Origin of the sequence: Flavobacterium sp. JP2137, assembly GCF_050562195.1 — a bacterium.
Taxonomy (GTDB): Bacteria; Bacteroidota; Bacteroidia; order Flavobacteriales; family Flavobacteriaceae; genus Flavobacterium.
In genome coordinates this window covers 2,811,163-2,834,376 of sequence record NZ_CP191647.1, presented here as the reverse complement: position 1 = coordinate 2,834,376, position 23,214 = coordinate 2,811,163, and the positions used below count along the sequence as shown (strand labels likewise).

Genomic DNA, 23,214 nt, shown 5'->3' with positions numbered 1-23,214 from the left:
GAATGTTTCTATTTAATAGAAAAATAGTATTGATCCGACTATCTTTGTGTTATAAACGATTATTATGAGCCAAGTTGTATTGATTACCGGAGCATCTTCTGGAATAGGTAAGGCGGTAGGAGAATTTCTTCATCACAAGGGGTTTATCGTATTTGGAACCAGTCGAAATCCGCAAAACATCGCCAAAACGCTGTTTCCCTTAGTGGCGATGGACGTGAGGGATTCGGCTTCGATCCACCAAGGGGTGCAAGAGGTTTTAAAGCGGGCTGGACGTTTGGATGTGTTGATCAACAACGCAGGTGTAGGCATTACCGGAGCCTTGGAAGAACTGCCCAGTGAAGAGATTTTAAACAACTTTCAAACCAACTTATTCGGACCGATAACAGTGATGAAAGCAGTGCTACCCACTATGCGCGTGCAGCAGCGGGGCCTGATCATCAATATAACTTCTATAGCGGGTTATATGGGATTGCCGTTTCGCAGTGTGTATTCCGCGTCAAAAGGCGCTTTGGAAATCATCACCGAAGCCTTGCGCATGGAGGTGAAACCCTTTGGTATACAAATCGCCAATGTCGCTCCAGGCGATTTTGCCACCAATATAGCCTCCGGTCGTTATCACGCACCTTTGCACGAAGAATCGCCTTATAAAGCAGTGTATGGCGCCACGTTGCGCATGATGGATGAACATGTGGATTCCGGAAGCAATCCGCAGCAAATGGCCGAGGCGATCTACAAGATAATATTGACACCCAAACCGCGTGTCCACTATAAAGTAGGGGCTTTTATGCAGAAGTTTTCCATTGTTTTAAAACGGGTATTGCCCGACAAAACCTACGAAAAGCTGTTGATGAATCACTATAAAATTAAGGAATAACCCCTTTGGGTATGCCGCAATTATTGTAGTTTTGAAAGGCAGGGACCCAGTTAAAAACAGCTTGCGAACTACTGCCGACATTCGACGTGTAGCACGCGTGCGATTGGGCAAGCAAACGCAGCGACTAATTGAAAAAACAAAAAATCAAGAGATATGAAATTTTTTATTGATACCGCCAATTTAGAGCAAATCAAAGAAGCACAAGCTTTAGGAGTATTGGATGGTGTAACGACCAATCCGTCTTTAATGGCCAAGGAGGGCATTACTGGAGCCGACAACATCTTAAACCACTATAAGGCGATTTGCAGTTTGGTTGAAGGCGATGTGAGTGCAGAGGTAATCGCTACCGATTATGAAGGCATGGTGACTCAAGGGGAGGAATTGGCGCAATTGCACCACCAAATCGTCGTTAAGTTACCGATGACCCAAGACGGTATTAAAGCCTGTAAGTACTTTTCTTCCAAGGGCATTAAAACCAATGTTACTTTGGTGTTCTCCGCCGGTCAAGCCCTGTTAGCGGCCAAAGCTGGAGCGACTTATGTATCGCCTTTTATCGGCCGTTTGGACGATATTTCTACCGATGGACTGATATTGATTCAAGAAATTCGCCAGATTTACGACAATTACGGTTTTCAAACCGAAATATTAGCCGCATCAGTGCGTCATACCATGCATATTGTCAATTGTGCAAAAATCGGTGCCGATGTTATGACGGGGCCTCTGTCTGCTATATTGGGCTTGCTAAAACACCCGTTGACCGACAGTGGATTGGCGCAGTTTTTATTGGATTACCAAAAGGGAAACCAATAGTATTTTCGTTTACTAGACCGTGTATAGCGGTCTAGTAAACAAAAAGTGCCCCAAGCGCCTTAGAGCGTTTGTCCCCAATTGATCAGTTCTTCTTTGATCATTTCAAGGCCACGACTGGCCTTTTCGGGTATGATTTTTAGCTGTTGGTACGTAGCGGCAACAGCTGCTGGTTTGGGATCGATATAATAAATCACGGCCCGTTTGGGTGCGTAGTCCATCAGGGAAGCTGCGGGATACACTTGTAAAGAGGTTCCGATAACCAGAACGAAATCGGCTTCTTTAACCACGTTAATCGCGCGCTCCATTTCTGGAACCGCTTCTCCAAACCACACGATATCCGGACGCAGGGCATGACCTTCGGCATTGCGGTCGCTGCTGTTTAGATCGGTGGTCCAATCCAGCACCATTTCAGGCGCTATTTCACTGCGCACTTTTAGCAATTCGCCGTGTAAGTGTATCACGTTTTGACTGCCGGCACGTTCGTGCAAATCGTCTACGTTTTGGGTGATGATGCTCATCTTAAAGTCATTTTGCAGATCGGCCAATATCCGATGCCCCTTGTTGGGCGTTACTTCGAGGAGGTGTCTGCGGCGCTGGTTGTAGAAGTCCAAAACCAATTCGCGATTGTTGTGCCATCCCTCGGGCGAAGCGACTTCCATAACCTCATGACCCTCCCATAATCCGTCGGCATCTCTAAAGGTTTTGATGCCGCTTTCTGCACTCATTCCGGCTCCGGAGAGCACGACCAAATGTTTTTCCATACTTTTATTGTAAACCGATACCGGTGTTGTTATCTTTGTTGATTCTAGTAAGTTAATAATAAAAAATGAGTTCTACCGACAAACTGTTTCAAAATATAGCCTACCTCAATTATCTCGAAGATTTTATTACAGACAACCGCAAAGCGGGTTTTCTAGAGGTTTTAAAAAACAGGACCAAACACTTCACCATAGTGACCGAGGATCTTTTTCAATTGCACAATACCAGTGCGGTAATGCGGAGCTGCGAGGTTTTCGGATTGCAGGAACTGCACGTTATTGAAGCGAATTTAGGCAAAACCATCGACAAGGAAATTGCGATGGGAGCAGAGAAGTGGGTAGATATACACCGACATAACTCCAGTGCGCACTGCATTGGGGCGCTGCGCGCCCAGGGTTATCAAATTGTGGCTACCACGCCGCATGCCGAATCGAGCTTGTTGGAGGATTTTGACATCTCTCAACCGGCGGCACTGTTTTTCGGTACGGAAAGATCGGGTTTGTCTGAGGAGGTCATCGAACAGGCCGACCGCTATATCAAAATTCCCATGGTGGGCTTTACCGAGAGTCTAAACATTTCGGTATCGGCAGCAATTGTCATTCAAGACATCACTACCCGCTTGAGAAATTCGGATATCGACTGGAAGTTGTCCGAGGAAGAAGTCTTGGAAAAGCGCATCGACTGGGCGCGAAAAACCATCAAGGATATCGATAATATTACCGAGCGCTTTATACAACTACAAAACAAAAAAGACTAGCCGGGCTAGTCTTTTTTGTTGGTGTTATTTGGTGCTTTTCTTTCGGAGTTTCATGTTGATGAACTCGACCGCTAGCGAAAAGGCAATTGCAAAGTAGAGGTATCCCTTGGGAACGGCTCCGACTTCTTGTCCGGCTAAAACGGCGTGAGAGATATGCATGCTCTCGGTAGTTAGCATAAATCCAATCAAGATCAAAAAGGACAAGGCCAAGATTTGTATAGAAGGATTTCGGTTTACGAAATTCCCTACGGGAACGGCAAAAATCATCATCACGGCTACGGAAACAATAACCGCGGCAATCATGATATACAGGGCTCCCTCGATACCGTTGGTCATCCCAACTGCAGTAAGTATACTGTCGACGGAGAAGATGATGTCGATCATCAAAATTTGGAAGAGTATGTTTCCAAAGGACTTATGAATCAATTTTTTGGTATCTATAGGTGAATCGTGGTGTTCGATATGGTTTACTTTTTCGTGGATTTCCTTGGTCGATTTATAGATTAAGAATATCCCTCCGGCAAGTAAAATCAATGCCTGACCGTTGAAGTCGGCCTTAAACCAACCCCAATCCACACTGAGAAAAGTGGCCTTCATCGCAATGAGGTAACTCACCCCGAAAAGCAAGCCAATACGCATAAACATCGCGAGGAACAATCCGATACGGGTCGCTTTTTTGCGCTGTTCTTCGGGCAATTTGCCCGTTACTATGGAAATAAAGATAATGTTGTCTATTCCCAGAATGATTTCGAGGAATGTCAGTGTTAAAAATGCCACGATGGCATCTGCGGATAAGAGTACTTCCATATAGTGATTTTAGTGGTTTATTCGGAAACCTTTTCAATGGTACCACGCTGTTTTTTTGCATCGCCTACAAGCCCGTATTCAAAGGTATAGGTGTTGCCGTCCGTGGTTAAAATCTTCATGCTTACCGCCTTTTGCTCGGCTCTGTTTTTTGGATTCATCTTTTGCAAAACATATTCACAATCGTTGATCCAACGAACGCTTGAAGTGTCGATCTGACCTTCAAAGGTTTCGATTTCTATGCTATCTGTACGTACAAATCGCGATGTTTTTTTAACGCCATCAATTTCAGTCTCAAAGACAAACGTACCCGTTTTGAAATTTTGACATTGGCGTTCTTGCTGATAACAAGAGGCCAATACAAGTGTTAAAGGTATTAAAAAAAGCTTTCTCATGGTATAGGTGGGTTTAAATTCGTGTTGTTATTTTCCAAATAGGGATTTCATCAGCGTCTGTATGCCTTTGTAAAAAAGCCACATGGCGGTGATACAGATAAAGATACCCAAGCTCAATACAAAATAGTACAAGGGGTGATCGGGATTTTTAAAGGAGCTGTTGATCACTATGGGGCCCATAAACATCAAAGGTAGGGTAATGGCCAAATACTTGATACCCTGAACTAAAAACCTTTTTTTGGTGTGTTGTTGTTCCATCACTTTTCGGAATTAAAGTGTTCGATTGCCCGTCGAACGGTTTGGTGCTGCTCGAGCAATAGCGCGGCGGCGGCTGGCGTTATATTTAAGGTGGTACTGATGATTTGTATGCCTCTCTGTACCAGTTTGGCGTTGGTCATTTTCATGTCGACCATCTTATTGCCTTGGACCTTTCCCAATTGGATCATGGTCGTGGTCGATATCATGTTGAGTACGAGTTTTTGAGCGGTACCCGCTTTCATACGCGAGCTGCCTGTAATGAGTTCTGGCCCCACAACCACCACTATGGGGTAGGTGGCTACGACGGTAAGCGGGCTGCCTTGGTTGCAGCTGATGCAGGCGGTGGTGATCTGGTGTGCCGCACATTGTTTTAAGGCTTCAACGACATAGGGAGTGGTACCGGAGGCTGCAATACCGATGACGATATCTTTCGAATTGATTTGCTGTTGCTGCAAATCTAACCAACCTTGTTGGGGGTGGTCTTCGGCATTTTCGACCGCCGATCGAATCGCTTGATCGCCACCGGCTATAAGGCCGACGACCAAACCGGCATCGACACCAAAGGTGGGCGGACATTCCGAAGCATCTAAGATGCCCATTCTTCCCGAGGTACCCGCTCCGATATAAAAGAGACGGCCGCCGTTTTTAAGGCGTTGAACCACCTGAACAACCACCGCTTCTATTTGTGGTATGGCTCGCGCTACTGCCAGGGGGACGGTTTGGTCTTCGGTGTTGATGTGTGTCAATACCGAGGCGATGGACATTTTCTCTAAATCGTTATAAGCAGAATCCTGTTCTGTCGTTTTGATGAAACTCATATATAGCTATAAAAATGGGCACGAGACAAAGTTACATATTTTTTGCAAGTTGTAGGGTATTTGTGGGTGCGCTAAGGGCAGTTTATAGGGATATTTTAAGGATGTTTGGCCGTTTTTACCGCCAATGATCTTTTGGGCGCGTTAAGGATTGGAACGACATCCTTGTTTGGCTTTCCAAACAAGATAAAGTGGAAAGCCTGACCCGCTAGGGGAACGCCCAAATAATTTATTGGGCGGCTGGGGCTATTCTTTTGTTTCTTTATAGTTTAATATCGGCGGGAATGAATTACTTTTGCATCAAAGCAGACTGCCCTATCGCTAGTTCGCAAGAATTAGAGGAAAGTCCGGACACCACAGAGTAGCATAGCGGGTAACACCCGTCCTTAGAAATTTTCTAAGAGGACAAGTGCAACAGAAAGTATGTACAGGTAATGCTGTAGTGAAACCAGGTAAACTCTATGCGGTGAAATGCCATGTATATTTAACGCTCGAGGGCTACTCGCCCGATGTTTTAGGGGTAGGCAGATCGAGCTATTGAGCAATTGATAGCCTAGATAAATGATAGGGGTGCGTATACGCATACAGAATCCGGCTTATAGGTCTGCTTTTTTTATTTTTACTCCTCTTCACCAGCAGTTGTTGTTGTTTCCATTTCTTCTTCCGTGTGGAATTCAAAAAACGAAAACACGGAACCTCCGTAATTTTTCTGAAAGGAATAGTGGTCTAAGTGCTTGAGATCGGTGTATTTGGAGTGTTCCATTACCAGCATACCTTCAGTGTCCAATAGCGCATTGGCAAAGACCAATTGTATGATTTGTTCAAACTTATCCAAGGTAAAATCGTAGGGTGGATCGGCGAAGATCAAGTCGTATGACGCCTTGTGCTTTTCGAGGAATTTTAACACATCTGCCTTGAGTGGGGTAATGTCTAAATCCAGTTCTTTAGCGGTTTTCTTGACGAAGTTCACGCAGCCAAAATCGGCATCAACACTGACGATCGGACCGGCTCCTCTAGAGGCAAATTCATAGCTGATGTTTCCCGTGCCGGTAAACAAGTCCAAGACTTTTAATTCGCCCAGATTAAAGTGGTTGTTCAGTACGTTAAACAGGGATTCTTTACTCAAATCAGTGGTGGGACGAACGGGTAAATTTTTAGGTGCAGTGATTCTTCTGCCCTTGTGTTGTCCGGAAATTATTCTCATGATTGAAATAGGATATAATGGGAGTTAAGTGGAGCGGCCAGGCTGCTCTCGATCGGGTTTGGTTGCGGATTGGTTTTGATGGAAACCGTTCGGATATAGGTGTAGGCCATTTGGTAATAAGCGGATTCGGTATCAACACTTCCCAGCAAAATCAAGGCATTGCTTTCGGGATTGAGTTCCAACTGCTCATAGACAAAGAGTATGTAATAAATAAAATCTTCGGGCGTTTGGTATTCGTAAGAATTAAACAACAGCAGTTGGTCGTTTTTTAGAACGACCAATTCAAAGCGGCCCTCTTGCAAATGCGCATAAGCGAAGATTTCGCCGTTGTTGGGGTTGTCTCGCAATAAATGGGCTACCAATACGGTGTGTATGTTTTGGTAGACAAAAGCCCCCAACTTGTCCAACAAAAAATTGTTGACTGAAATATAGGGCACATAGACGTTGTTCATCTGATACAGATCCAATTCGTCGTAGGCAAAGAAGTCGGTGGCAAACACTTTTGTGGTATACTGCAAATAGGCAGCCAGGGTATTTTCGTTAAAAACCGCCTGGGGCACAAAGGTGTTTAAAGCATTGTTGTGCAATACCAATACTTCATCGTGTTGTTGGCGCAGGCTTTCACATTGGCTAAAAATGCGTTCTAATTGCTCTTCCAAAGGAAGGGTGGCCTGCAAGTCTTGCCGGTGAAATTCGAGGTGTTCCCCATTGAGTATATTCTTGATGACAAAAGAAAATTCCTTCAAGGAAACCTGTATAATTAATTGACTGTAATTTTTTGGCTGACTCATGGGGCTGTTTTTGTGGTGCTGCGATAACAAACGATGGGACAAATTTAAGCAAATTTTAAAGGAAGATATCCTTTCCTGTTTAAAATCCTTAGTATCTTTGAAAACTAATCCGATTTTACCTATTAAAATGACACCCTCCAAGTTTCACCGTTTACTTTTGGATCAATTTCCCTTTGAAGCAACGCTTAAACAAGATATATTTTTTCAAAAAATAGCCGATTTCGTCACCAGTACCAAACAAGATGAGTTGTTTGTACTCAAGGGATATGCCGGTACGGGAAAGACGACTTTGCTTTCCACCGTGGTACAGCAGCTGCATTTGGTCAATAAAACCGCTGTGATGTTGGCGCCAACTGGACGGGCGGCAAAAGTGATTTCCAACTATTCCCAATTGCCGGCATTTACGATTCACAAAAAGATTTACTACCCCAAAAAGGGCAAGAGCGATGGCGTGCAGTTTACCATGCAGGTCAACAAATCGCGAAATACGATTTTTATAGTCGACGAGGCCTCCATGATATCCGATGCCGCCACCGATACGAATATGTATCAAAACGGTTCGCTCTTGGACGATTTGATTCAATATGTCTACAGTGGACGTCACTGTAAATTGATACTGATTGGCGATACGGCACAGTTGCCTCCAATCCACATGGATATTAGTCCGGCCCTGAACATCGATCAGTTGGCTTTGGGCTTCCAGATGGAAGTATCGCATATCGAGTTGGACGAAGTAATGCGACAGGAAGAAAATTCCGGAATCCTTTATAATGCCACCGAATTGCGCAACCTGCTCCATTCGCAATTCTACGATACCTTTAAATTCTATTTAAAGGACTTTAAAGACATTGTGCGCCTGCAAGACGGACAAGATATACAAGATGCCATACTGACGGCATACGACAAACAAGGCCCGGAGGAAACCGCTTTTATAGTGCGTGCCAACAAAAGGGCCAACCAGTACAACGAGCAGATTAGAATGCGCATACTGGACAAGGAAAGCGAATTGTCGCCAGGCGATTATATGATGGTGGTTAAAAACAATTACTACTGGCTGAAAGATTCGTCGATCACCGATTTCGTAGCCAATGGCGACATCATCGAGATTCTGCAAATCTATAAGATCCAAGAGCTCTATTCGTTTAAATTTGCCATGGTAAAGGTGCGTATGATCGATTACCCGCAAATGGCTCCTTTTGACACCATATTGTTGCTCGATACCATTTTGAGCGAATCACCGGCCCTGACCTATGAAGAGTCCAACCGCCTATATCAAGAGGTGATGTTGGATTATCCCGAGGAGAATTCCAAATACAAAAAGCTGCAAAAGGTCAAGCAAAACGAGTATTTCAATGCCTTGCAAGTCAAGTTTTCGTACGCGATTACCTGTCATAAATCGCAAGGAGGGCAGTGGAACACCGTTTTTATCGAACAGCCTTATTTGCCCGAGGGCATTTCTAAGGATTACATCCGTTGGCTGTATACGGCGATGACCCGTGCCAAGGACAAATTGTACCTGATCGGATTTAAGGACGAATTCTTTGAAGACTAAATAAAATGTGCTTTTTTTGTACCGAGGACTTTTCTCCAATTCCAACTGAAAGGGGGAAGCCTTGTAAACGTAAATCAAATCGACTATGAAAATAATTGCTGTTATTCCAGCGCGCTATGCCTCCACGCGATTCCCCGCTAAGCTCCTCAAGGATTTGGGCGGAAAAACCATCATTCGCCGCACTTATGAAGCCGCTGTGGCCACAGCCTTGTTCGACGATGTTTTTGTCGTAACCGACTCGGATTTGATCTATGCCGAAATCGAAAAGCACGGTGGAAAAGTGGTGATGAGCATCCGCGAACACGAAAGTGGAAGTGATCGCATAGCCGAAGCCGTAGCGGATATGGAAGCGGATATAGTGGTGAACGTGCAAGGCGATGAGCCCTTTATCAACAAGGAAAATTTGGAAAAACTCATCGGTATTTTTAAAGACGACCCAGACAATCAGGTCGATTTGGCCTCATTGATGACCCCTATAGACGATTGGGAACGCATTGAAAATCCCAATGTGGTTAAAGTGATCGTCGATCAGAATCAGCTGGCGCTGTATTTTTCGCGCTCGGTGATTCCGTATCCACGAGATCGGGAGGTGGGGGTACAATACTATCAGCACATCGGTATTTACGCCTTTAGAAAGGCGGCTTTAATCGCCTTTAGTACGTGGCCGATGAAAACCTTAGAAGCCTCGGAAAAGTTGGAACAACTGCGTTATTTGGAGTATGGCAAAAAGATTAAAATGGCAGAAACCCGCCATCTGGGCATCGGTATAGATACCGAAGCCGACTTGGAGGCTGCCAAAAAATTGTTGGAACGCTATCCCGATTTGTAAATTCCCAGTACGGAACCATATCGTATAAAAAAAATCCAAGAGTTTGCGCTCTTGGATTTTTTTTGTTCTGACCATTCGTTTCCTAGGGAACTTGTACGGGCATTGTAGGCTGTGGTACTTCGCTTTCCGCACTATTAGTGGTAATGGGTCTGGCGGTATGGTGTACGGCGCCTAACGCCGGTCCTTTGTCGTCCAAAGGCATATAGATATTGGTGATCCATTCGGAAGGCTTGCGGCTGTCCAAGATGGATTTTTCAAACACAAATATAATTTTCTTGGAGAAATCCTCTTGCTGATTGGCTTTGTCCATAGCGGCACGAGTGTCTGCAATAGCGGTTTTAATATGGGAGTAATCGCCTTTTAAAACCGTGTTAAAACTGACGAAACTCTCTTGTTTACGACCTTGAACCTGACTGTCTTCGGTGGTAAAAATCTCTTCTGCTATAGGTACACACATCGAAAAGCTGATCGTTGTAGCCGAATCGGCCGTACGGTCGATAATCGCAAAGGGTTTTCCCTTGAGCGTTAAGGAGTTGTCCTTTACAAAATCGATGAGACTCTGGGCGATATTCGTCATCTCTTCGGCGAGATTGTCGGTGTCGGCAGTGGCTTTTTCCACGATGTAATAGGTTTCGCCTTGTACGGTTAAGCCTTTGGTGTCTACGCTGAACTCGCTGAGTTCTTTGGTAAAGTAATTTTTGATGTTGGCCAGGCCGCGGTCGAGTTTTTCACCCATAATACCTTCGGCTCCTCCTTTGAAAAACGAGCTGACTTTCATCCATATATTCATACTGCCCTGAATCGTCCAGGTTACCATGGTGCCCTTGGCTTCATTTTTAAACTTCCAGCCCATGGTTGAGCTGTTTTTATCGAGGGTAAAGCGCTGTGAAAGACTGTCTTTGGCAATGGCTTTTAACGTGCGCACACTTCCCTCGCCACTTTTTCCAGACCAGCTAAAACCGGCAGAATCTCCTTTAATTACGGCATCATAAACCAAGCTGCTGCGATCGAGTTCTTCCCAGGGTGCCCATTCTTCCCAACTCTTTAAATTATTGACATAATGGTATACCGTGCTTTGTGGAGCATTGACAAATAAGGAGCGCGTTACCGTATAAGCCCCGTTTTGCGTAGCTATATAGACGAACAAGGCAACCAAACTCAAAACCAATAATAGTAAAAAGTATTTAAGTATTTTCATAAACAATAAGCCTTTTGATAAATTACTATTCAAAAATAGGTAAATATTACGATTTAAGTGTTGTTTTTAACACAAAAAGCACAGCGATAAAAGCGATAAAACCCATTAACACCCATATACTGCCTTTATAGTAGGTTTTGTGGAGTTGGATATCTTTTCTGTACACATAAATCATGATGCCGATAAAGACAACAACAAAGAAGATGGAGAACTTGATTTGTCCTGGAGTAAACATATTTTTCGTATTTGCACAAAATTAGTCTAAATATGCCAATTTCAAGCATAAAAAGAAAAATTCGTTAGCGGGGAATAACGGCACTTATAGCAAATAAAAACGGCGGGAAGATCCCGCCGTTTATTATGTAAGCACTCAATGACTTTACTTATATTTTTTCGGTCCAGTTAAACGGGTCTAATTCCGCTTTGTTTTGAATACCGGTCAATTTGTCTTTGATGATTAGGGCGAAGGATTCTGAATCGCTCATTTCCGCTAAGGGGTAATACGTATCGCGATAGGCAAAACCTTCAATTTGGCTGACTACTGCTGCAGTTCCTGCGCCAAAAATTTCTTTTAAGCTGCCGTCTTTAGCCGCTGCGATGATCTCATCGACCAATACGGTTTTTACCTGTAAGTCTATACCGATGTGCTTGGCCAATTCCACGATGCTCTTTCTCGTAACACCATCAAGTATACGCTCGCTGGTTGGTGCGGTAAACAAGGTGTCGTTAATTCTAAAAAACACATTCATCGTTCCGGCTTCTTCCAATTTGGTATGGGTGGCATCGTCGGTCCAGATTACTTGTTGGTAACCTTCTTTCTGTGCCAATTGCGTAGGGTAGAACTGTGCCGCGTAGTTTCCAGAACACTTGGCAGCTCCAACACCTCCGTTTGCAGCGCGGCTGTAGTGCTCTGCAATTTGTACTTTTACCTTTCCAGCGTAATAGGATTTCGCCGGTGATAATAAAATACAGAATAAAAATTCTTTAGAAGGTCCGGCAATCACACCAGATTCTGTAGCTATCATAAAAGGGCGGATGTACAACGAATTGCCCTTGCCTTTTTGTACCCAATCTTTCTCTATGTTTAACAAGGCTTTTAAGCCTCCTAAAAAACGATCAGCATCAATTTCTGGCATCGCTAAACGAATAGCCGACTTGTTAAATCTACCGAAGTTTTCTTCGGGACGGAACAACCACACCTCGTCATTATTGTCCTTATAGGCTTTCATCCCCTCGAAAATCGCTTGTCCGTAATGGAAAACACGAGCAGAAGGATCCAATTGGATCGGTCCGTAAGGCTTGATTTCAACTTGTCCCCATACGCCGTCTTTGTAGGAACATACTAGCATATGGTCGGTAAAGGCACCACCAAATGATACATTTTCAAAATCAAAAGTATCAATTTTCGATTTTTCTACTTTTGATATAGAAATATCTGTGATTGTTTTTAAACTCATTATAATGTTTTTAAGTGTTGTATATATAAGGGAGCAATGAGCTCTTTTTTACGAAAAATTACTTTTACAAATTTAGCAAAAATATCTCCAAAACGCAGTTGTTCATTGAATTATTTTCTAATTCAATTATTTTAAATTATCTTTTTAAAATTATAAATATAATTTAGCTATAATCTGCTAATAGCGATGAAGCTGTTTCAAATAGCCGATATTTCCCTTTTTTAATTATCTTTGACCTTATATTTAATGTTGTTTATTATGAAAAAAATAGTACTGCTTACTGCGGTGTCCTCTTTGTTGTTTTTTAGCTGTAAACAAGCTAATCCCGAGGCGGTTGAAGCCGATGTTGCCCCAATGGCAAATTACGAGGTTTTTGGCGATTCCATCAAGTCTACGGCGGTTTTATCGCAATTGGAGATGTCGGAAGCCTATAAAAACATGAAGGCAGGCGATACGCTTGCGGTTCAGTTTAAATCCAAAATCGAAGAGGTTTGCCAGAAAAAAGGCTGCTGGATGAGTTTGAGTTTGGACGAGGGACAAAAGAGTTTTGTCAAGTTTAAAGACTATGCGTTTTTTGTGCCGATGAATGCCGGAAATCACGAGGTAATCGTCAGTGGAAAGGCTTATGTCAATGTGGTATCCGTAGATGAATTAAAGCATTATGCCAAGGATGGCGGCAAGTCGGAAGCGGAAATCGCTGCGATTACAGCGCCAAAAATCACCTATAGTTTTATGGCAGATGGGGTTCAAATAAACCAATAATGAGGGGAATCTTTTTATTGGCGCTGTGTGCCCTGAGTTTATCGTGCAAAAAAGAGGGGGAAGTGCCGGTTGCAACCGCGCCGAAATCGCCCGCTTTTCAGATGTATAAAATGTCTGAAATGGCTTTGCTAATGGAGCAGATGTACGTGGATAACAGCCGTATCAAGGAGGCTATTTTAGCCGATGAGGCGGTAGCCGACAGTTTACCCGCTCATTATTTGAGGCTGCTGGGCGCTACTATGACCGATCCGACCGATCGCGATTTGTTTTTCAACACCCAAGCGGAACTCTTTTTAAAGGCGCAACGGTTGGTATACGAGGAACCCACACAGCGCAAGGAACACTTTAACGCGATGGTGGAAAGCTGCATCGCCTGTCATCAGGTCAAATGCGGCGGCCCTATAGAACGAATAAAAAAATTGTTAATTCCCTAGTTTTGAAGAGAAGCGTAATCATTACCTCCGACGGCTCTAGCAGCCTGCTTATCGAAGATTGGAAAGAGACCTACCACTCGGTATTTGGCGCCATACAAGAGGCCCGACACGTGTATATTCAGGAGGGATTCTCTCAAATCGACGCAGCGGCATTTCGAGTGTTGGAAATGGGATTCGGAACGGGCTTAAATGCCTTGCTAACGGCATTGGAAGCCGAATCTCAGGGCAAGCAGCTGTGTTATCACGCCGTGGAAGGATTTCCCTTAAACCGCGAGGAAATCGATGCCTTAAACTATGCCGAGCAACTGGAAAACCCATTGGCCGCTCGCGATTTTAACGCGATGCATCAAATTGAGTGGGAGGTAGCGCATCCGATCAACAGCTGTTTGGTTTTAAAGAAGGTACATGCCCTGTTTGAAACCGTGGTACTGGAACCGCAGTCGTATGATTTGATTTACTTTGACGCCTTTGGATTTCCCTACCAACCGGAACTCTGGTCGCAGGCCATTTTTGAAAAGATGTTCGACGCCTTGGCGCCCAACGGCATATTGGTGACCTACGCTTGTAGGGGGCCCATCAAACTAGCCATGCGCAATGCGGGCTTTAAAGTAGTGCGTTTAGCGGGGCCTCCAGGCAAAAGACAAATGATCCGAGCGCATAAAATTTCTAAAGAAACTGGCTTTAATTCATAAATAATTCTTAAAAAATAAGAATAAAAGTTTTTATACTGTGGAATTGTACTATATTTACTCTTAGCGATATCCCTTTAATTATTAAGTTAGATATGAAAGCAAGACAAATGTTTGATTACACAAAAACGGTATTAGAAAATGTTAGTTTTGACCCGTTATTATTTTGTAAGGAATTGGAAAAAGCAATAAAATCATTGCTGCCTTACGATTTGGATTTATTAACCAAATGGTTAGAAAAATACACTTTGGGGAAACCCGAACTACAACAATGTTTGTTGTTGATTAACGAATAATAGGAACAGCTCACTTCGGTGGGCTGTTTTTTTTTGCACAAATAGGTAAAGAAAGCCCGTTCGACCATGCATCTATTCGCTTTGGTTTGTAGAAGGTATTTTAAGCATTTTTTTCTTGTTGAAGAAACTGATTTCGTTTACGCAACCTCTCGAATCATCGAATCCGCTAATCATATAAATGGGTAGCAGCGTGACGCTGGCACTAGCGAAGAATTGCAAAACACCCTATTAATACATTTTAATCCGGAAAAGTATTCCTTTACGCAACCTCTCGAATCATCGAATCCGCAAATCATCGAATCCGCAAATCCGCTAATCATATAAATGGGTAGTAGCGTGACGCTGGCACTAGCGAAGAATTGCAAAACACCCTATTAATACATTTTAATCCGGAAAAGTATTCCTTTACGCAACCTTTCGAATCCGCAAATCGCTTTCTTAGTTAGGAAACTGAATTCCTTTACGCAACCTTTCGAATCATCGAATCCGCATATCAACGAATCCGCATATCAACGAATCCGCTAATCATCGAATCCGCTAATCATCGAATCATCGAATCATCGAATCGCTTTCTTAGTTAGGAAACAGAATTACTTTGCACAAACCGGCGAATCATCGAATCCGCATATCAACGAATCCGCAAATCATCGAATCGCTTTCTTAGTTACGAAACAGAATTACTTTGCAAAAACCGGCGAATCATCGAATCATCGAATCCGCAAATCAACGAATCATCGAATCCGTAAATCGCTTTCTTAGTTAGGAAACAGAATTACTTTGCAAAAACCGGCGAATCATCGAATAAACAAATCATCAAATCCGCAAAAAAAAAATTACCGCTTGAGTTTAGGGCTGATGATTTGTATATCGCTAAAGGCTATGGCGCCGCGAACTACGCCTAATATGGTTTCGCGCAGGGCTTCGATAATCTGTATTTTAAGCTCACTTTTTCTATAGATTAAACTGATTTCGCGAGCGGGTTTGGGGTCTCTAAATTCAACGAGATTAGTCAGGAATTCAGGTTTAAGGTCTAAAGTGTGTAAATACGGCAATAAGGTAATGCCCAGGCCTTCGTTGGCTATTTTTATCAAGGTTTCAAAGCTTCCGCTTTCCAATTTAAAGGGGAGGTCGTTTTCCGAAGCCGAATTTTTACACAGGTTGATGATGCCGTTTCTAAAGCAATGCCCGTCTTGCAGCAGCAGCAGGTGTTGCAAATCGATTTGACTGGCTTCGATTTGCTGGGGGAGTCCCTGTCTAAATCGCTCTGGAAAATAACCGACAAAGGGCTCGTAATACAAAACGGCTTCTTTGATATCCGCTTCCTCCAAAGGAGTCGCAGCTATTGCGGCATCGATTTGACCGTTTCTCAGGCGCTGAATGATTTCATCCGTATTGTACTCTTCTATAATCAAATTGACCTGAGGATGTTTTTTGACAAAGGTTTTTAAAAACATCGGCAATAGGGTCGGGGTGATGGTCGGAATAATACCCACGCGAAATTCCCCGCCGATAAATCCCTTTTGCTGATCGACGATGTCTTTGATCCTATTGGATTCTTCTACGATTTTTTGCGCTTGTTTAACTATAATGGCTCCCACTTCAGTGAGCTGAATGGGTTTGGTGCTGCGATCAAAGATCAGGATGCCCAATTCTTCCTCGAGTTTTTGTATTTGCATACTCAGCGTGGGCTGGGTTACAAAACTCTTCTCGGCGGCCAGGGTGAAATTTCTGTGCTCAGCTACGGCAATAGTATAAATCAATTGAGTGATAGTCATAAGGAATACAGGCAGGAGTTAAATTCAATTCAGGATCAATTTAGTGAAAAAAAACTACAAATCGATTTTTTTCAACTCGGCGTAATTGGTTTTTAAGCGCTTAAGCAATATGCCGTATATAATTTTGTATACAAACCAGATGACCCCTACAAATGCGGCTATAAAAGCCAAAAATGCCAAGATAAACACCGAGGATTGTATGTTGTTGAGCTTGTCGAAATAGTGGTTGTCGTGGCTCAGTACAAACAGGGCGTAAAACATGCCTAAAATCACCATGATAATGTTGATATAAATGTAGATGCGCACGGTTTTACGCGTTTTTAAGATACCACTCATCAGGGACTTGGTCGAGTCCGAAACGGATATGGCACGGTAATTCCTATAGAAAAGCACGATAAAGAGCAAGGATAGCAGTATGGAACTGTAATCGATCAGCTGCATAAAGAGGCTGTTGTCTTCGGAGCCGTTATCGGGCATCAACAGGCTCACCAAGTTCAAAATAATAAACTCAGCGATACTGATAATAAAAATCCACTTCACTATAGACGAGGAGCGCTTGTGAATCATTTTTCTAATATCGTCTTGCGATACCTTGGGAAAATCGGAACTCTTATTCCAATGCTTTTTTAATAAATCTAATTCTTCCATATATGAGTAAACCTCAAGGGTTGATGATTTTTTTTAATTTGGTCTTGATTCGATTCATCTTAACCCGAGCATTGACTTCGCTTATACCCAGGGTTTCGGATATTTCGCTATAGTCTTTCTCTTCGAGATACATATAGACCAAGGCCTTTTCAATGTCGTTGAGTTGCTGAACTGCCTGGTATAGTATTTTGAGTTGTTCTTCCTCTTCGTAGTTGTACTCGTCGTATTTAAACTTGTGTAAACTGGCATTAAATTCGATGGTAACCAGTGTTTTGCTCTTTTTTCGGTACAGGGAAATCGCCGTATTTAAGGCCACTCTATAGGCCCAGGTGGTGAATTTAGCATCTCCTCTAAATTTGGGATATGCCTTCCACAACTGTATGGAAATCTCTTGAAACAAATCTTTATGTGCGTGCTCATCCGCAGTATACAATCGACAAATTTTGTGAATGATATTCTGGTTGATCTCAACTTGCTGTATAAATTCTTGCTCTAGTTGTGGGGTCATATATAATAAGACGTACAAAACAATTAATTGTTACAAATATACTGAGTTTTGCCTATTGCTAATCGTTAAATCTTTTGGTAAATGGGGGCTGATGTAGATTTATCTTCGTAAATTTGTTAGTGAAAAATTCAAAATTATGATGAACATTCCCACGTCTAGCTTCCCAAGAGTTGTGATAATTGGAGGTGGCTTTGGAGGACTCTCCTTGGCAAAAAAACTTAAAAACAAAGGCTTTCAAGTCGTTTTACTCGATCAACATAATTACCATACCTTTCAACCTTTGCTCTATCAGGTGGCTACCGGAGGACTCGAAGCGGGTTCCATTGCCTATCCCATCCGCAAAGTGGTACAAAACTACAAGGAGATTTACTTCCGCATGGCCCGGGTTAATCGCATAGATACGGCCGGCAAAAAAGTAATATCGGATATCGGTGTTATCTTTTACGATTATTTGGTGGTGGCTACCGGATCCAAAACCAATTTTTTCGGCAATACCTCCATACAGAAAAACAGTATGGCGATGAAGACGATTCCACAATCGCTGAACATTAGGAGTTTGGTGTTGGAGAATTTTGAAGAGGCGCTACTGACCAATGATATGAATGAAAAATTAGCGTTGATGAACTTTGTAATTGTCGGCGCAGGACCGACAGGAGTGGAGTTGGCAGGGGCTTTGGCCGAGATGAAAAAAGCGGTTTTACCAAAGGATTACCCCGACCTGGACATTCGAAAAATGGAGATCAACGTCATACAAGGATCCGATCAGGTATTGGATGCAATGTCGGACAAATCCTCGCAAAAGGCAGAGCACTTCCTCAATAAACTCGGTGTTTCTATATGGAAAAACGAACAGGTCACCGGTTACGACGGCCATGTGGTAACCACCAATAAGGGAACTGTTTTTAATGCCGCAACCGTCATCTGGACTGCTGGGGTAAAGGGAGCTTCTATAGACGGCTTTGACGAGGAAATCGTCATGAGTCGCGGCAACCGTATGAAGGTCAATGAGTACAACCAAGTCGTCGGTTTCGACGATGTATTCGCCATAGGCGATATCGCCAGTATGGTTTCGGAAAAACTGCCCGCCGGACATCCGATGATGGCGCAGCCCGCCATACAACAAGGGCGTTTGTTGGCGGACAATCTCGTTCGCCTAAAAAACAAAAAGCCGTTAAAACCCTTTGTATACAAGGACAAGGGCTCCATGGCAACCATAGGGCGCAACAAGGCCGTGGTCGATTTGCCGCGCTGGCACTTTAGCGGTATTTTCGCTTGGTTTGTGTGGATGTTTGTACACCTGATGTCGCTGATCGGTTTTAAAAATAAAATAGTGGTCTTTTGGAACTGGGTGTATAACTATATTGTCTTTGATCGCGAGGGACGTTTAATCATCCGTCCGTACAAGCGCAAGAACAACGAGAGTTTCCCGCCAGATACCGATTTATAAAGCGTGCTTTTTGTGGTAATTGATCAATAAATCCACATAGCGGTTATAGGATTTTATACCCTCTTGTTGGTTGTTTATCTTTAAGAAATTGCTGTAAAACACCTTAAAAAAGGAATTGGAAATGTTTTTATACGAATCCCAAAACACCTTGTTTTCCATTAGATTGTGATAAACAGCGGGGTTGATGTGGTTCTGAAGCGTTTCCAATTCCCCTATTTCATTGCGCTCCATCGTGGTCAGACAGTATCGCAAAGCGTAAATATACCCTGCATATTGGTACTTTTTGTCGTGCTGTAAAGTCGCATTGAGATAGCCTAAGAAGTTGGCTTCGCTCTCGGAAGCATAGCCGATTTGATGCGCTATTTCATGAGATGCCGTGACGTACATACCCAATTTGGGAATTTTATCATTGACCTGAGCCTCGTTGGTGAAGGGATTGATATAGCCCGAAAATCCCATATAACTCAATACCGTACTCCACAACGACGATTTTAAGGCAAAATCCGTGTGCGAAATCCACGTGTACCGCTGCTGTACTTGTGCATAACCCGTATTGGCTTCGTTGTAAATGCGCGGGATGTCGTAATCGATCACGACCGCCGTTGTAGTGTCGCCCGTAATTTCCAATTGCAGTTGCGTCACTTTCGCCAACATGGCATAGGTGAATTCCGTCAGTTCGGCATCGCTGTAGTTTTGGCTGAGTTCGAGCTTCTCATAGAGGGGAACCCTATAGTTGTTATAACCCCAAAACAGATTGAACAGCAAAAAGAAAACCGCTAGGGCCCGCAACAAAAAGTAAAACAGCCGCGTTAACCGCATCCGCCAACTGCCGCCTTCGCGTTGATCTCTTAAGATGATCACCAGGTTGATTAGCAGTGCGGCACCCACGACTAAATACAAGATATCGCCTACGGAAAAAGGGAAAAAACCATAGGTCTTTCTAAAAAAACTGCTGCAAGTCACATACCAGCCGTTGGCATAGTGTTCCTCGATCCATTGGGGGTGTTTCTGGAATATTTTAACCAATAGATATTGTATGATAAGCAGCAAAATCCAAAACCAATTCTTACGCATCTTTTTTTTATAAAAATAAGAAAAAAATAATGGATGAATTTTATTTAGAATAAATTAAAATAGATACCTTTGTGCGGTATTTTACAAGGAGTTATGTCTAAAGATAAAAAAGAGGAGAAAGTAATCTTTTTCTGCAATGGCAAAAAGTGTTGTCGCTATAACGAAGAGGCCAAAACCTGCTTCACAGAGATGATTGCGTCAAGCGGTTTGCAAGACCAACTGGAATTTCAAACGATGAAGTGTCAAGGTATGTGTAAAAAAGCACCGATTTTTTACCTGCCCACGCCAGATGTATTCAAAAAAGAGGTTTCCAAAAAGAAAGCTCGAAAGATTTTTGAAAAATACATTGCCTGAGAACTCGCGTCCTCTAGGTAAACGGTGCAGCTTCACGGACAACGCTCCATAAAAATCCCCCTTTACACGTAAAAAACCTAACCGTACATAGTTGCTGTAGAAGTAAGAGCAGTAGTTTTGGAGGGCAGTATGATTCTCAAAATCCACTTGCATTCCCATAAAACCGCACACCTCCTAGTTTGGTGCGCCCACAATCGCTTTGACGCAACTGCACATCGATCGCATTGCCCTTTCAGCAGCGGAGCTTTTATCCAAACAAACCAAACGAATCCCCTTAGACGGAATCAATTATCCATAATTATTTGTAACTTTGGCTTCGGATAAAAAACGGCTGCTTAAAAAGCAAAAATCTCGGGAATTCCTGCGTTTATAATCGCACCACCGTTAGAGGTAGCACCCGCTAATCCGGCAAATACAAAAGATATAGACCTATGAATAAAGAAATTAGAAATTTAGAGCCCAAAGTGCTTTGGAATAAATTTGCTGATTTGAATGCGGTTCCGAGACCTTCAAAAAAAGAAGAGCGCGTAATTGAATTCATGATGAATTTTGGCAAACAATTGGGATTAGAAACCATTAAAGACGAGGTGGGTAACGTTATTATCAAAAAAGCGGCTACTTCGGGTATGGAAAACAAAAAAACCATCGTAATGCAATCGCATTTAGACATGGTTCATCAAAAGAATAACGACACCGATTTCGATTTCGATACTCAGGGCATTGAGATGTATGTCGATGGCGATTGGGTTCGTGCAAAAGGAACTACACTTGGAGCGGACAACGGTTTAGGCGTAGCGACGATTATGGCTATATTGGAGAGTACAGACATTCCCCATCCGGCCTTGGAAGCGTTGTTTACCATAGATGAAGAAACGGGTATGACCGGTGCTATGGGATTGCAAGGCGGTATGTTGGAAGGACAAATCCTATTGAATTTAGATACGGAAGAAGACGATGAAATCGACATCGGTTGTGCCGGTGGAATCGATGTTACGGCCACAGCAGAATACGATGAAGAAGACGTTCCAGAAGGATCTGTAGGTTATACCATTACCGTTAAAGGTTTGGTAGGTGGGCACTCGGGTATGGATATTCACAAGGGCTTTGGCAACGCCAATAAGATTATGAATCGCTTGCTTTTTGACGGTTTTGACACCTTTGGATTGCAGATTTCTGAAATAAAAGGCGGAAGCTTGCGCAACGCCATTCCCAGAGAAAGTGTCGCTAAGGTAATCATTGCGGCGGTTTACGACGAGGCTTTTGTATTTGATATGCAGCAAATCGTTTCGGACATCAAATTGGAATTTAAAACGACCGAGCCGGATTTAGAGGTGGTTTTTGAGAAAATAGACAGCACACCGGCCAAGGTAATGCCTTATATGGCGCAGTATTTCTTTGTTAGAGCTATGTATACCGCCCATAACGGTGTATACAGAATGAGTGCCGATTTCGACGATTTGGTAGAAACCTCCAACAACATCGCCAAGGTAGAAGTAGGAGCGGGTAAATTAGCGGTTAAGTGTTTGACGCGTTCTTCTGTAGAAACGTCGAAGCTGGATTTAGCTACCTCGCTACGCGCTGCTTTTGAGTTAATGGGTTGTGAAGTGGAGTTTTCCGGATCTTATCCCGGATGGACGCCCAACGCCAATTCGGAAATATTGGATGTACTCACGGATATATACGAGAGACAAAACGGTGCTAAACCCGCTGTAGTGGCTTGTCATGCAGGACTCGAATGCGGTATCCTGGGAACGAATTATCCCGATATGGACATGATTTCCTTCGGACCTACTATTAAAGGAGCGCATTCACCGGTAGAACGTGCCAGCATCAGTTCGGTACAAAAATATTGGAAATTTGTTTTGGAAATCCTTCAACAAATCCCCAACAAATAATACGCGAAATGCGATTATAGTTTTTAGACCGCTGCTTTATCCGATGGATGGGCAGCGGTTTTTATTTATATTAACATCTTAAGGAAAATTTAAGTTAGAATTTTGATCTAACACTATCAAAATTTGTAATTTAGACACTTGTTTAAAAACAACAATAAACGCTTAGTAATTATGAAAAAAAAATTATTAACCCTAGCATTAATCGGCGCATTAGTCGTGAGCTGTGGTAAAAAAGAAGAAAAGCAAGTAGAAGAGCTCTATCCAACAGCGGTTAGCTCGGCTTCTGAACAGCAGGCCACTTTGGACTATACCTTGGAATGGACCGCTTTTAAAACGCCAGAAAAGGTTGGTGTTAAAGGTTCTTTTGACAAAATTGAATTGACGGGAGTTAAAACCGATGCTGCTACTTTGGTAGCCTCTTTGGAAGGCGCACAGTTTGTGGTGGAAACCCCTACGGTAAACAGTAAGGATCCGTTGAGAGATGATAAATTAAAAGCGGGATTCTTCGCTAAAATGGCCGGTAATATCACCGGGTCTTTCGGTGCGTTTACAGACGGTAAGGTTGCCGTGACTATAGTGATGAACGGAGTTACCAAGGAAAAGACTTTTACTTATGAAGCTACGGACAGCGCTGTTAAGATTAACGGTTCTATCGATATGATTGCAGACTTCAGTGCCAATGCGGCATTTGATTCGATTCACGAGCTTTGCAAAGACTTGCATTCGGGAAAAACATGGACTGATGTAGATATCGCAGTAGAAATTAAAAAATAACATTTAATTCTAAATTTTAAAAAGGGGAACATATTCGTATTGTTCCTCTTTTTTT

At 43.0% G+C, this 23,214-nt stretch carries 27 protein-coding genes and 1 other RNA gene; 14 read left to right on the top strand and 14 right to left on the bottom strand.

The features are described from left to right. The first annotated feature begins 64 nt into the window (after window positions 1-64). Window positions 65-874 carry an SDR family oxidoreductase gene (locus tag ACQZ43_RS12500; protein ID WP_430613020.1) on the top strand — a complete coding sequence of 270 codons (810 nt, stop codon included), beginning with the start codon at window positions 65-67 and terminating at the stop codon, window positions 872-874. Between the two features lie 153 nt (window positions 875-1,027). After that, window positions 1,028-1,684 (top strand): fructose-6-phosphate aldolase, encoded by a 657-nt coding sequence (gene fsa, locus ACQZ43_RS12495; protein WP_430613019.1) that lies wholly within the window; start codon window positions 1,028-1,030, stop codon window positions 1,682-1,684. 59 nt (window positions 1,685-1,743) lie between these two features. Here fsa and ACQZ43_RS12490 read toward each other — a convergent pair whose 3' ends face one another. Next, on the bottom strand, window positions 1,744-2,445 hold the full coding sequence (locus ACQZ43_RS12490; protein ID WP_430613018.1) for an SIR2 family NAD-dependent protein deacylase: 702 nt from the start codon (window positions 2,443-2,445) through the stop codon (window positions 1,744-1,746). A 65-nt stretch (window positions 2,446-2,510) separates the two neighbouring features. Between ACQZ43_RS12490 and ACQZ43_RS12485 the strand changes: the two genes are divergently transcribed. Next, entirely contained in the window at window positions 2,511-3,200 is a 690-nt protein-coding gene (locus tag ACQZ43_RS12485) for a TrmH family RNA methyltransferase (RefSeq protein ID WP_430613017.1), read from the top strand. Window positions 3,201-3,224: 24 nt separating this feature from the next. Here ACQZ43_RS12485 and ACQZ43_RS12480 read toward each other — a convergent pair whose 3' ends face one another. Genes ACQZ43_RS12480 through murQ form a run of 4 tightly spaced genes read right to left on the bottom strand, consistent with a single transcriptional unit; the run spans window position 3,225 to window position 5,475 of the window. Next, window positions 3,225-4,007: a TerC family protein gene (locus ACQZ43_RS12480; protein WP_430613016.1), complete on the bottom strand. Its 783-nt coding sequence runs from the start codon at window positions 4,005-4,007 to the stop codon at window positions 3,225-3,227. Window positions 4,008-4,024: 17 nt separating this feature from the next. Beyond that, the gene (locus ACQZ43_RS12475; RefSeq protein WP_430613015.1) at window positions 4,025-4,399 is read right to left on the bottom strand and encodes a DNA topoisomerase IV; all 375 of its coding nucleotides are present in this window, start codon (window positions 4,397-4,399) and stop codon (window positions 4,025-4,027) included. Between the two features lie 27 nt (window positions 4,400-4,426). After that, window positions 4,427-4,657, bottom strand: a complete 231-nt coding sequence (locus tag ACQZ43_RS12470; protein WP_430613014.1) for a DUF6095 family protein — start codon at window positions 4,655-4,657, stop codon at window positions 4,427-4,429. Beyond that, window positions 4,657-5,475, bottom strand: a complete 819-nt coding sequence (murQ, locus tag ACQZ43_RS12465) for an N-acetylmuramic acid 6-phosphate etherase (protein ID WP_430613013.1) — start codon at window positions 5,473-5,475, stop codon at window positions 4,657-4,659. The genes ACQZ43_RS12470 and murQ overlap by 1 nt, the downstream gene beginning before the upstream one ends. A 299-nt stretch (window positions 5,476-5,774) precedes the next feature. On the opposite strand from murQ, the gene rnpB reads away from it, so the two are divergent. Next, an RNA gene (rnpB, locus tag ACQZ43_RS12460) (RNase P RNA component class A) lies at window positions 5,775-6,087 on the top strand. Window positions 6,088-6,091: 4 nt separating this feature from the next. Here the strand turns inward: rnpB and ACQZ43_RS12455 are convergent. Both ACQZ43_RS12455 and ACQZ43_RS12450 read right to left on the bottom strand, forming a co-directional pair. Then, window positions 6,092-6,676 (bottom strand): RsmD family RNA methyltransferase, encoded by a 585-nt coding sequence (locus ACQZ43_RS12455; protein ID WP_430613012.1) that lies wholly within the window; start codon window positions 6,674-6,676, stop codon window positions 6,092-6,094. Next, window positions 6,673-7,467 (bottom strand): DUF3822 family protein, encoded by a 795-nt coding sequence (locus tag ACQZ43_RS12450; protein ID WP_430613011.1) that lies wholly within the window; start codon window positions 7,465-7,467, stop codon window positions 6,673-6,675. Before ACQZ43_RS12450 ends, ACQZ43_RS12455 begins: the two co-directional genes overlap by 4 nt. A gap of 127 nt (window positions 7,468-7,594) precedes the next feature. Here ACQZ43_RS12450 and ACQZ43_RS12445 point away from each other — a divergent pair, with 127 nt between their 5' ends. Then, window positions 7,595-9,019 (top strand): ATP-dependent DNA helicase, encoded by a 1,425-nt coding sequence (locus ACQZ43_RS12445; protein WP_430615668.1) that lies wholly within the window; start codon window positions 7,595-7,597, stop codon window positions 9,017-9,019. A gap of 85 nt (window positions 9,020-9,104) precedes the next feature. Then, entirely contained in the window at window positions 9,105-9,848 is a 744-nt protein-coding gene (gene kdsB / locus ACQZ43_RS12440) for a 3-deoxy-manno-octulosonate cytidylyltransferase (protein ID WP_430613010.1), read from the top strand. A gap of 82 nt (window positions 9,849-9,930) precedes the next feature. On the opposite strand, the gene ACQZ43_RS12435 is transcribed toward kdsB, so the two are convergent. The 3 genes from ACQZ43_RS12435 to ACQZ43_RS12425 form a co-directional block, all read right to left on the bottom strand. Then, window positions 9,931-11,046 (bottom strand): SRPBCC family protein, encoded by a 1,116-nt coding sequence (locus tag ACQZ43_RS12435; protein WP_430613009.1) that lies wholly within the window; start codon window positions 11,044-11,046, stop codon window positions 9,931-9,933. A 46-nt stretch (window positions 11,047-11,092) separates the two neighbouring features. Beyond that, window positions 11,093-11,281: a hypothetical protein gene (locus ACQZ43_RS12430; RefSeq protein WP_430613008.1), complete on the bottom strand. Its 189-nt coding sequence runs from the start codon at window positions 11,279-11,281 to the stop codon at window positions 11,093-11,095. A gap of 148 nt (window positions 11,282-11,429) precedes the next feature. Next, entirely contained in the window at window positions 11,430-12,503 is a 1,074-nt protein-coding gene (locus ACQZ43_RS12425) for a branched-chain amino acid aminotransferase (protein ID WP_430613007.1), read from the bottom strand. 258 nt (window positions 12,504-12,761) lie between these two features. Between ACQZ43_RS12425 and ACQZ43_RS12420 the strand changes: the two genes are divergently transcribed. The 4 genes from ACQZ43_RS12420 (at window position 12,762) to ACQZ43_RS12405 (ending at window position 14,684) form a co-directional block, all read left to right on the top strand. Continuing rightward, on the top strand, window positions 12,762-13,265 hold the full coding sequence (locus ACQZ43_RS12420; protein WP_430613006.1) for a DUF4920 domain-containing protein: 504 nt from the start codon (window positions 12,762-12,764) through the stop codon (window positions 13,263-13,265). Next, window positions 13,265-13,699, top strand: coding sequence for a hypothetical protein (locus tag ACQZ43_RS12415; RefSeq protein WP_430613005.1), 435 nt, complete (start codon window positions 13,265-13,267; stop codon window positions 13,697-13,699). Before ACQZ43_RS12420 ends, ACQZ43_RS12415 begins: the two co-directional genes overlap by 1 nt. A 2-nt stretch (window positions 13,700-13,701) precedes the next feature. After that, window positions 13,702-14,391, top strand: coding sequence for a tRNA (5-methylaminomethyl-2-thiouridine)(34)-methyltransferase MnmD (gene mnmD, locus ACQZ43_RS12410; protein WP_430613004.1), 690 nt, complete (start codon window positions 13,702-13,704; stop codon window positions 14,389-14,391). 92 nt (window positions 14,392-14,483) lie between these two features. Beyond that, window positions 14,484-14,684, top strand: coding sequence for a hypothetical protein (locus ACQZ43_RS12405; RefSeq protein WP_430613003.1), 201 nt, complete (start codon window positions 14,484-14,486; stop codon window positions 14,682-14,684). A gap of 833 nt (window positions 14,685-15,517) precedes the next feature. On the opposite strand, the gene ACQZ43_RS12400 is transcribed toward ACQZ43_RS12405, so the two are convergent. From ACQZ43_RS12400 to ACQZ43_RS12390, 3 genes are read right to left on the bottom strand one after another with little or no spacing between them, the layout of a single operon-like run. Further along, window positions 15,518-16,459 carry a LysR family transcriptional regulator gene (locus ACQZ43_RS12400; RefSeq protein WP_430613002.1) on the bottom strand — a complete coding sequence of 314 codons (942 nt, stop codon included), beginning with the start codon at window positions 16,457-16,459 and terminating at the stop codon, window positions 15,518-15,520. 54 nt (window positions 16,460-16,513) lie between these two features. After that, a complete protein-coding gene (locus tag ACQZ43_RS12395; protein ID WP_430613001.1) occupies window positions 16,514-17,107 on the bottom strand; it encodes a hypothetical protein in 594 nt (197 codons plus the stop codon). A 13-nt stretch (window positions 17,108-17,120) separates the two neighbouring features. Next, window positions 17,121-17,615: an RNA polymerase sigma factor gene (locus tag ACQZ43_RS12390; RefSeq protein ID WP_430613000.1), complete on the bottom strand. Its 495-nt coding sequence runs from the start codon at window positions 17,613-17,615 to the stop codon at window positions 17,121-17,123. A 136-nt stretch (window positions 17,616-17,751) separates the two neighbouring features. Between ACQZ43_RS12390 and ACQZ43_RS12385 the strand changes: the two genes are divergently transcribed. Continuing rightward, window positions 17,752-19,062, top strand: coding sequence for an NAD(P)/FAD-dependent oxidoreductase (locus ACQZ43_RS12385; RefSeq protein WP_430612999.1), 1,311 nt, complete (start codon window positions 17,752-17,754; stop codon window positions 19,060-19,062). Here ACQZ43_RS12385 and ACQZ43_RS12380 read toward each other — a convergent pair. Beyond that, the gene (locus ACQZ43_RS12380) at window positions 19,057-20,136 is read right to left on the bottom strand and encodes a DUF3810 domain-containing protein (RefSeq protein ID WP_430612998.1); all 1,080 of its coding nucleotides are present in this window, start codon (window positions 20,134-20,136) and stop codon (window positions 19,057-19,059) included. The genes ACQZ43_RS12385 and ACQZ43_RS12380 overlap by 6 nt on opposite strands. A gap of 93 nt (window positions 20,137-20,229) precedes the next feature. Between ACQZ43_RS12380 and ACQZ43_RS12375 the strand changes: the two genes are divergently transcribed. The 3 genes from ACQZ43_RS12375 to ACQZ43_RS12365 all read left to right on the top strand — a co-directional run bounded on the left by ACQZ43_RS12375 (window position 20,230) and on the right by ACQZ43_RS12365 (window position 23,159). Beyond that, entirely contained in the window at window positions 20,230-20,490 is a 261-nt protein-coding gene (locus ACQZ43_RS12375) for a (2Fe-2S) ferredoxin domain-containing protein (RefSeq protein WP_430612997.1), read from the top strand. Between the two features lie 431 nt (window positions 20,491-20,921). Next, window positions 20,922-22,385, top strand: coding sequence for an aminoacyl-histidine dipeptidase (locus ACQZ43_RS12370; protein ID WP_430612996.1), 1,464 nt, complete (start codon window positions 20,922-20,924; stop codon window positions 22,383-22,385). A 171-nt stretch (window positions 22,386-22,556) separates the two neighbouring features. Then, complete coding sequence (locus ACQZ43_RS12365) at window positions 22,557-23,159, top strand: YceI family protein (RefSeq protein WP_430612995.1); 603 nt, start codon at window positions 22,557-22,559, stop codon at window positions 23,157-23,159. Window positions 23,160-23,214: the final 55 nt, after the last annotated feature.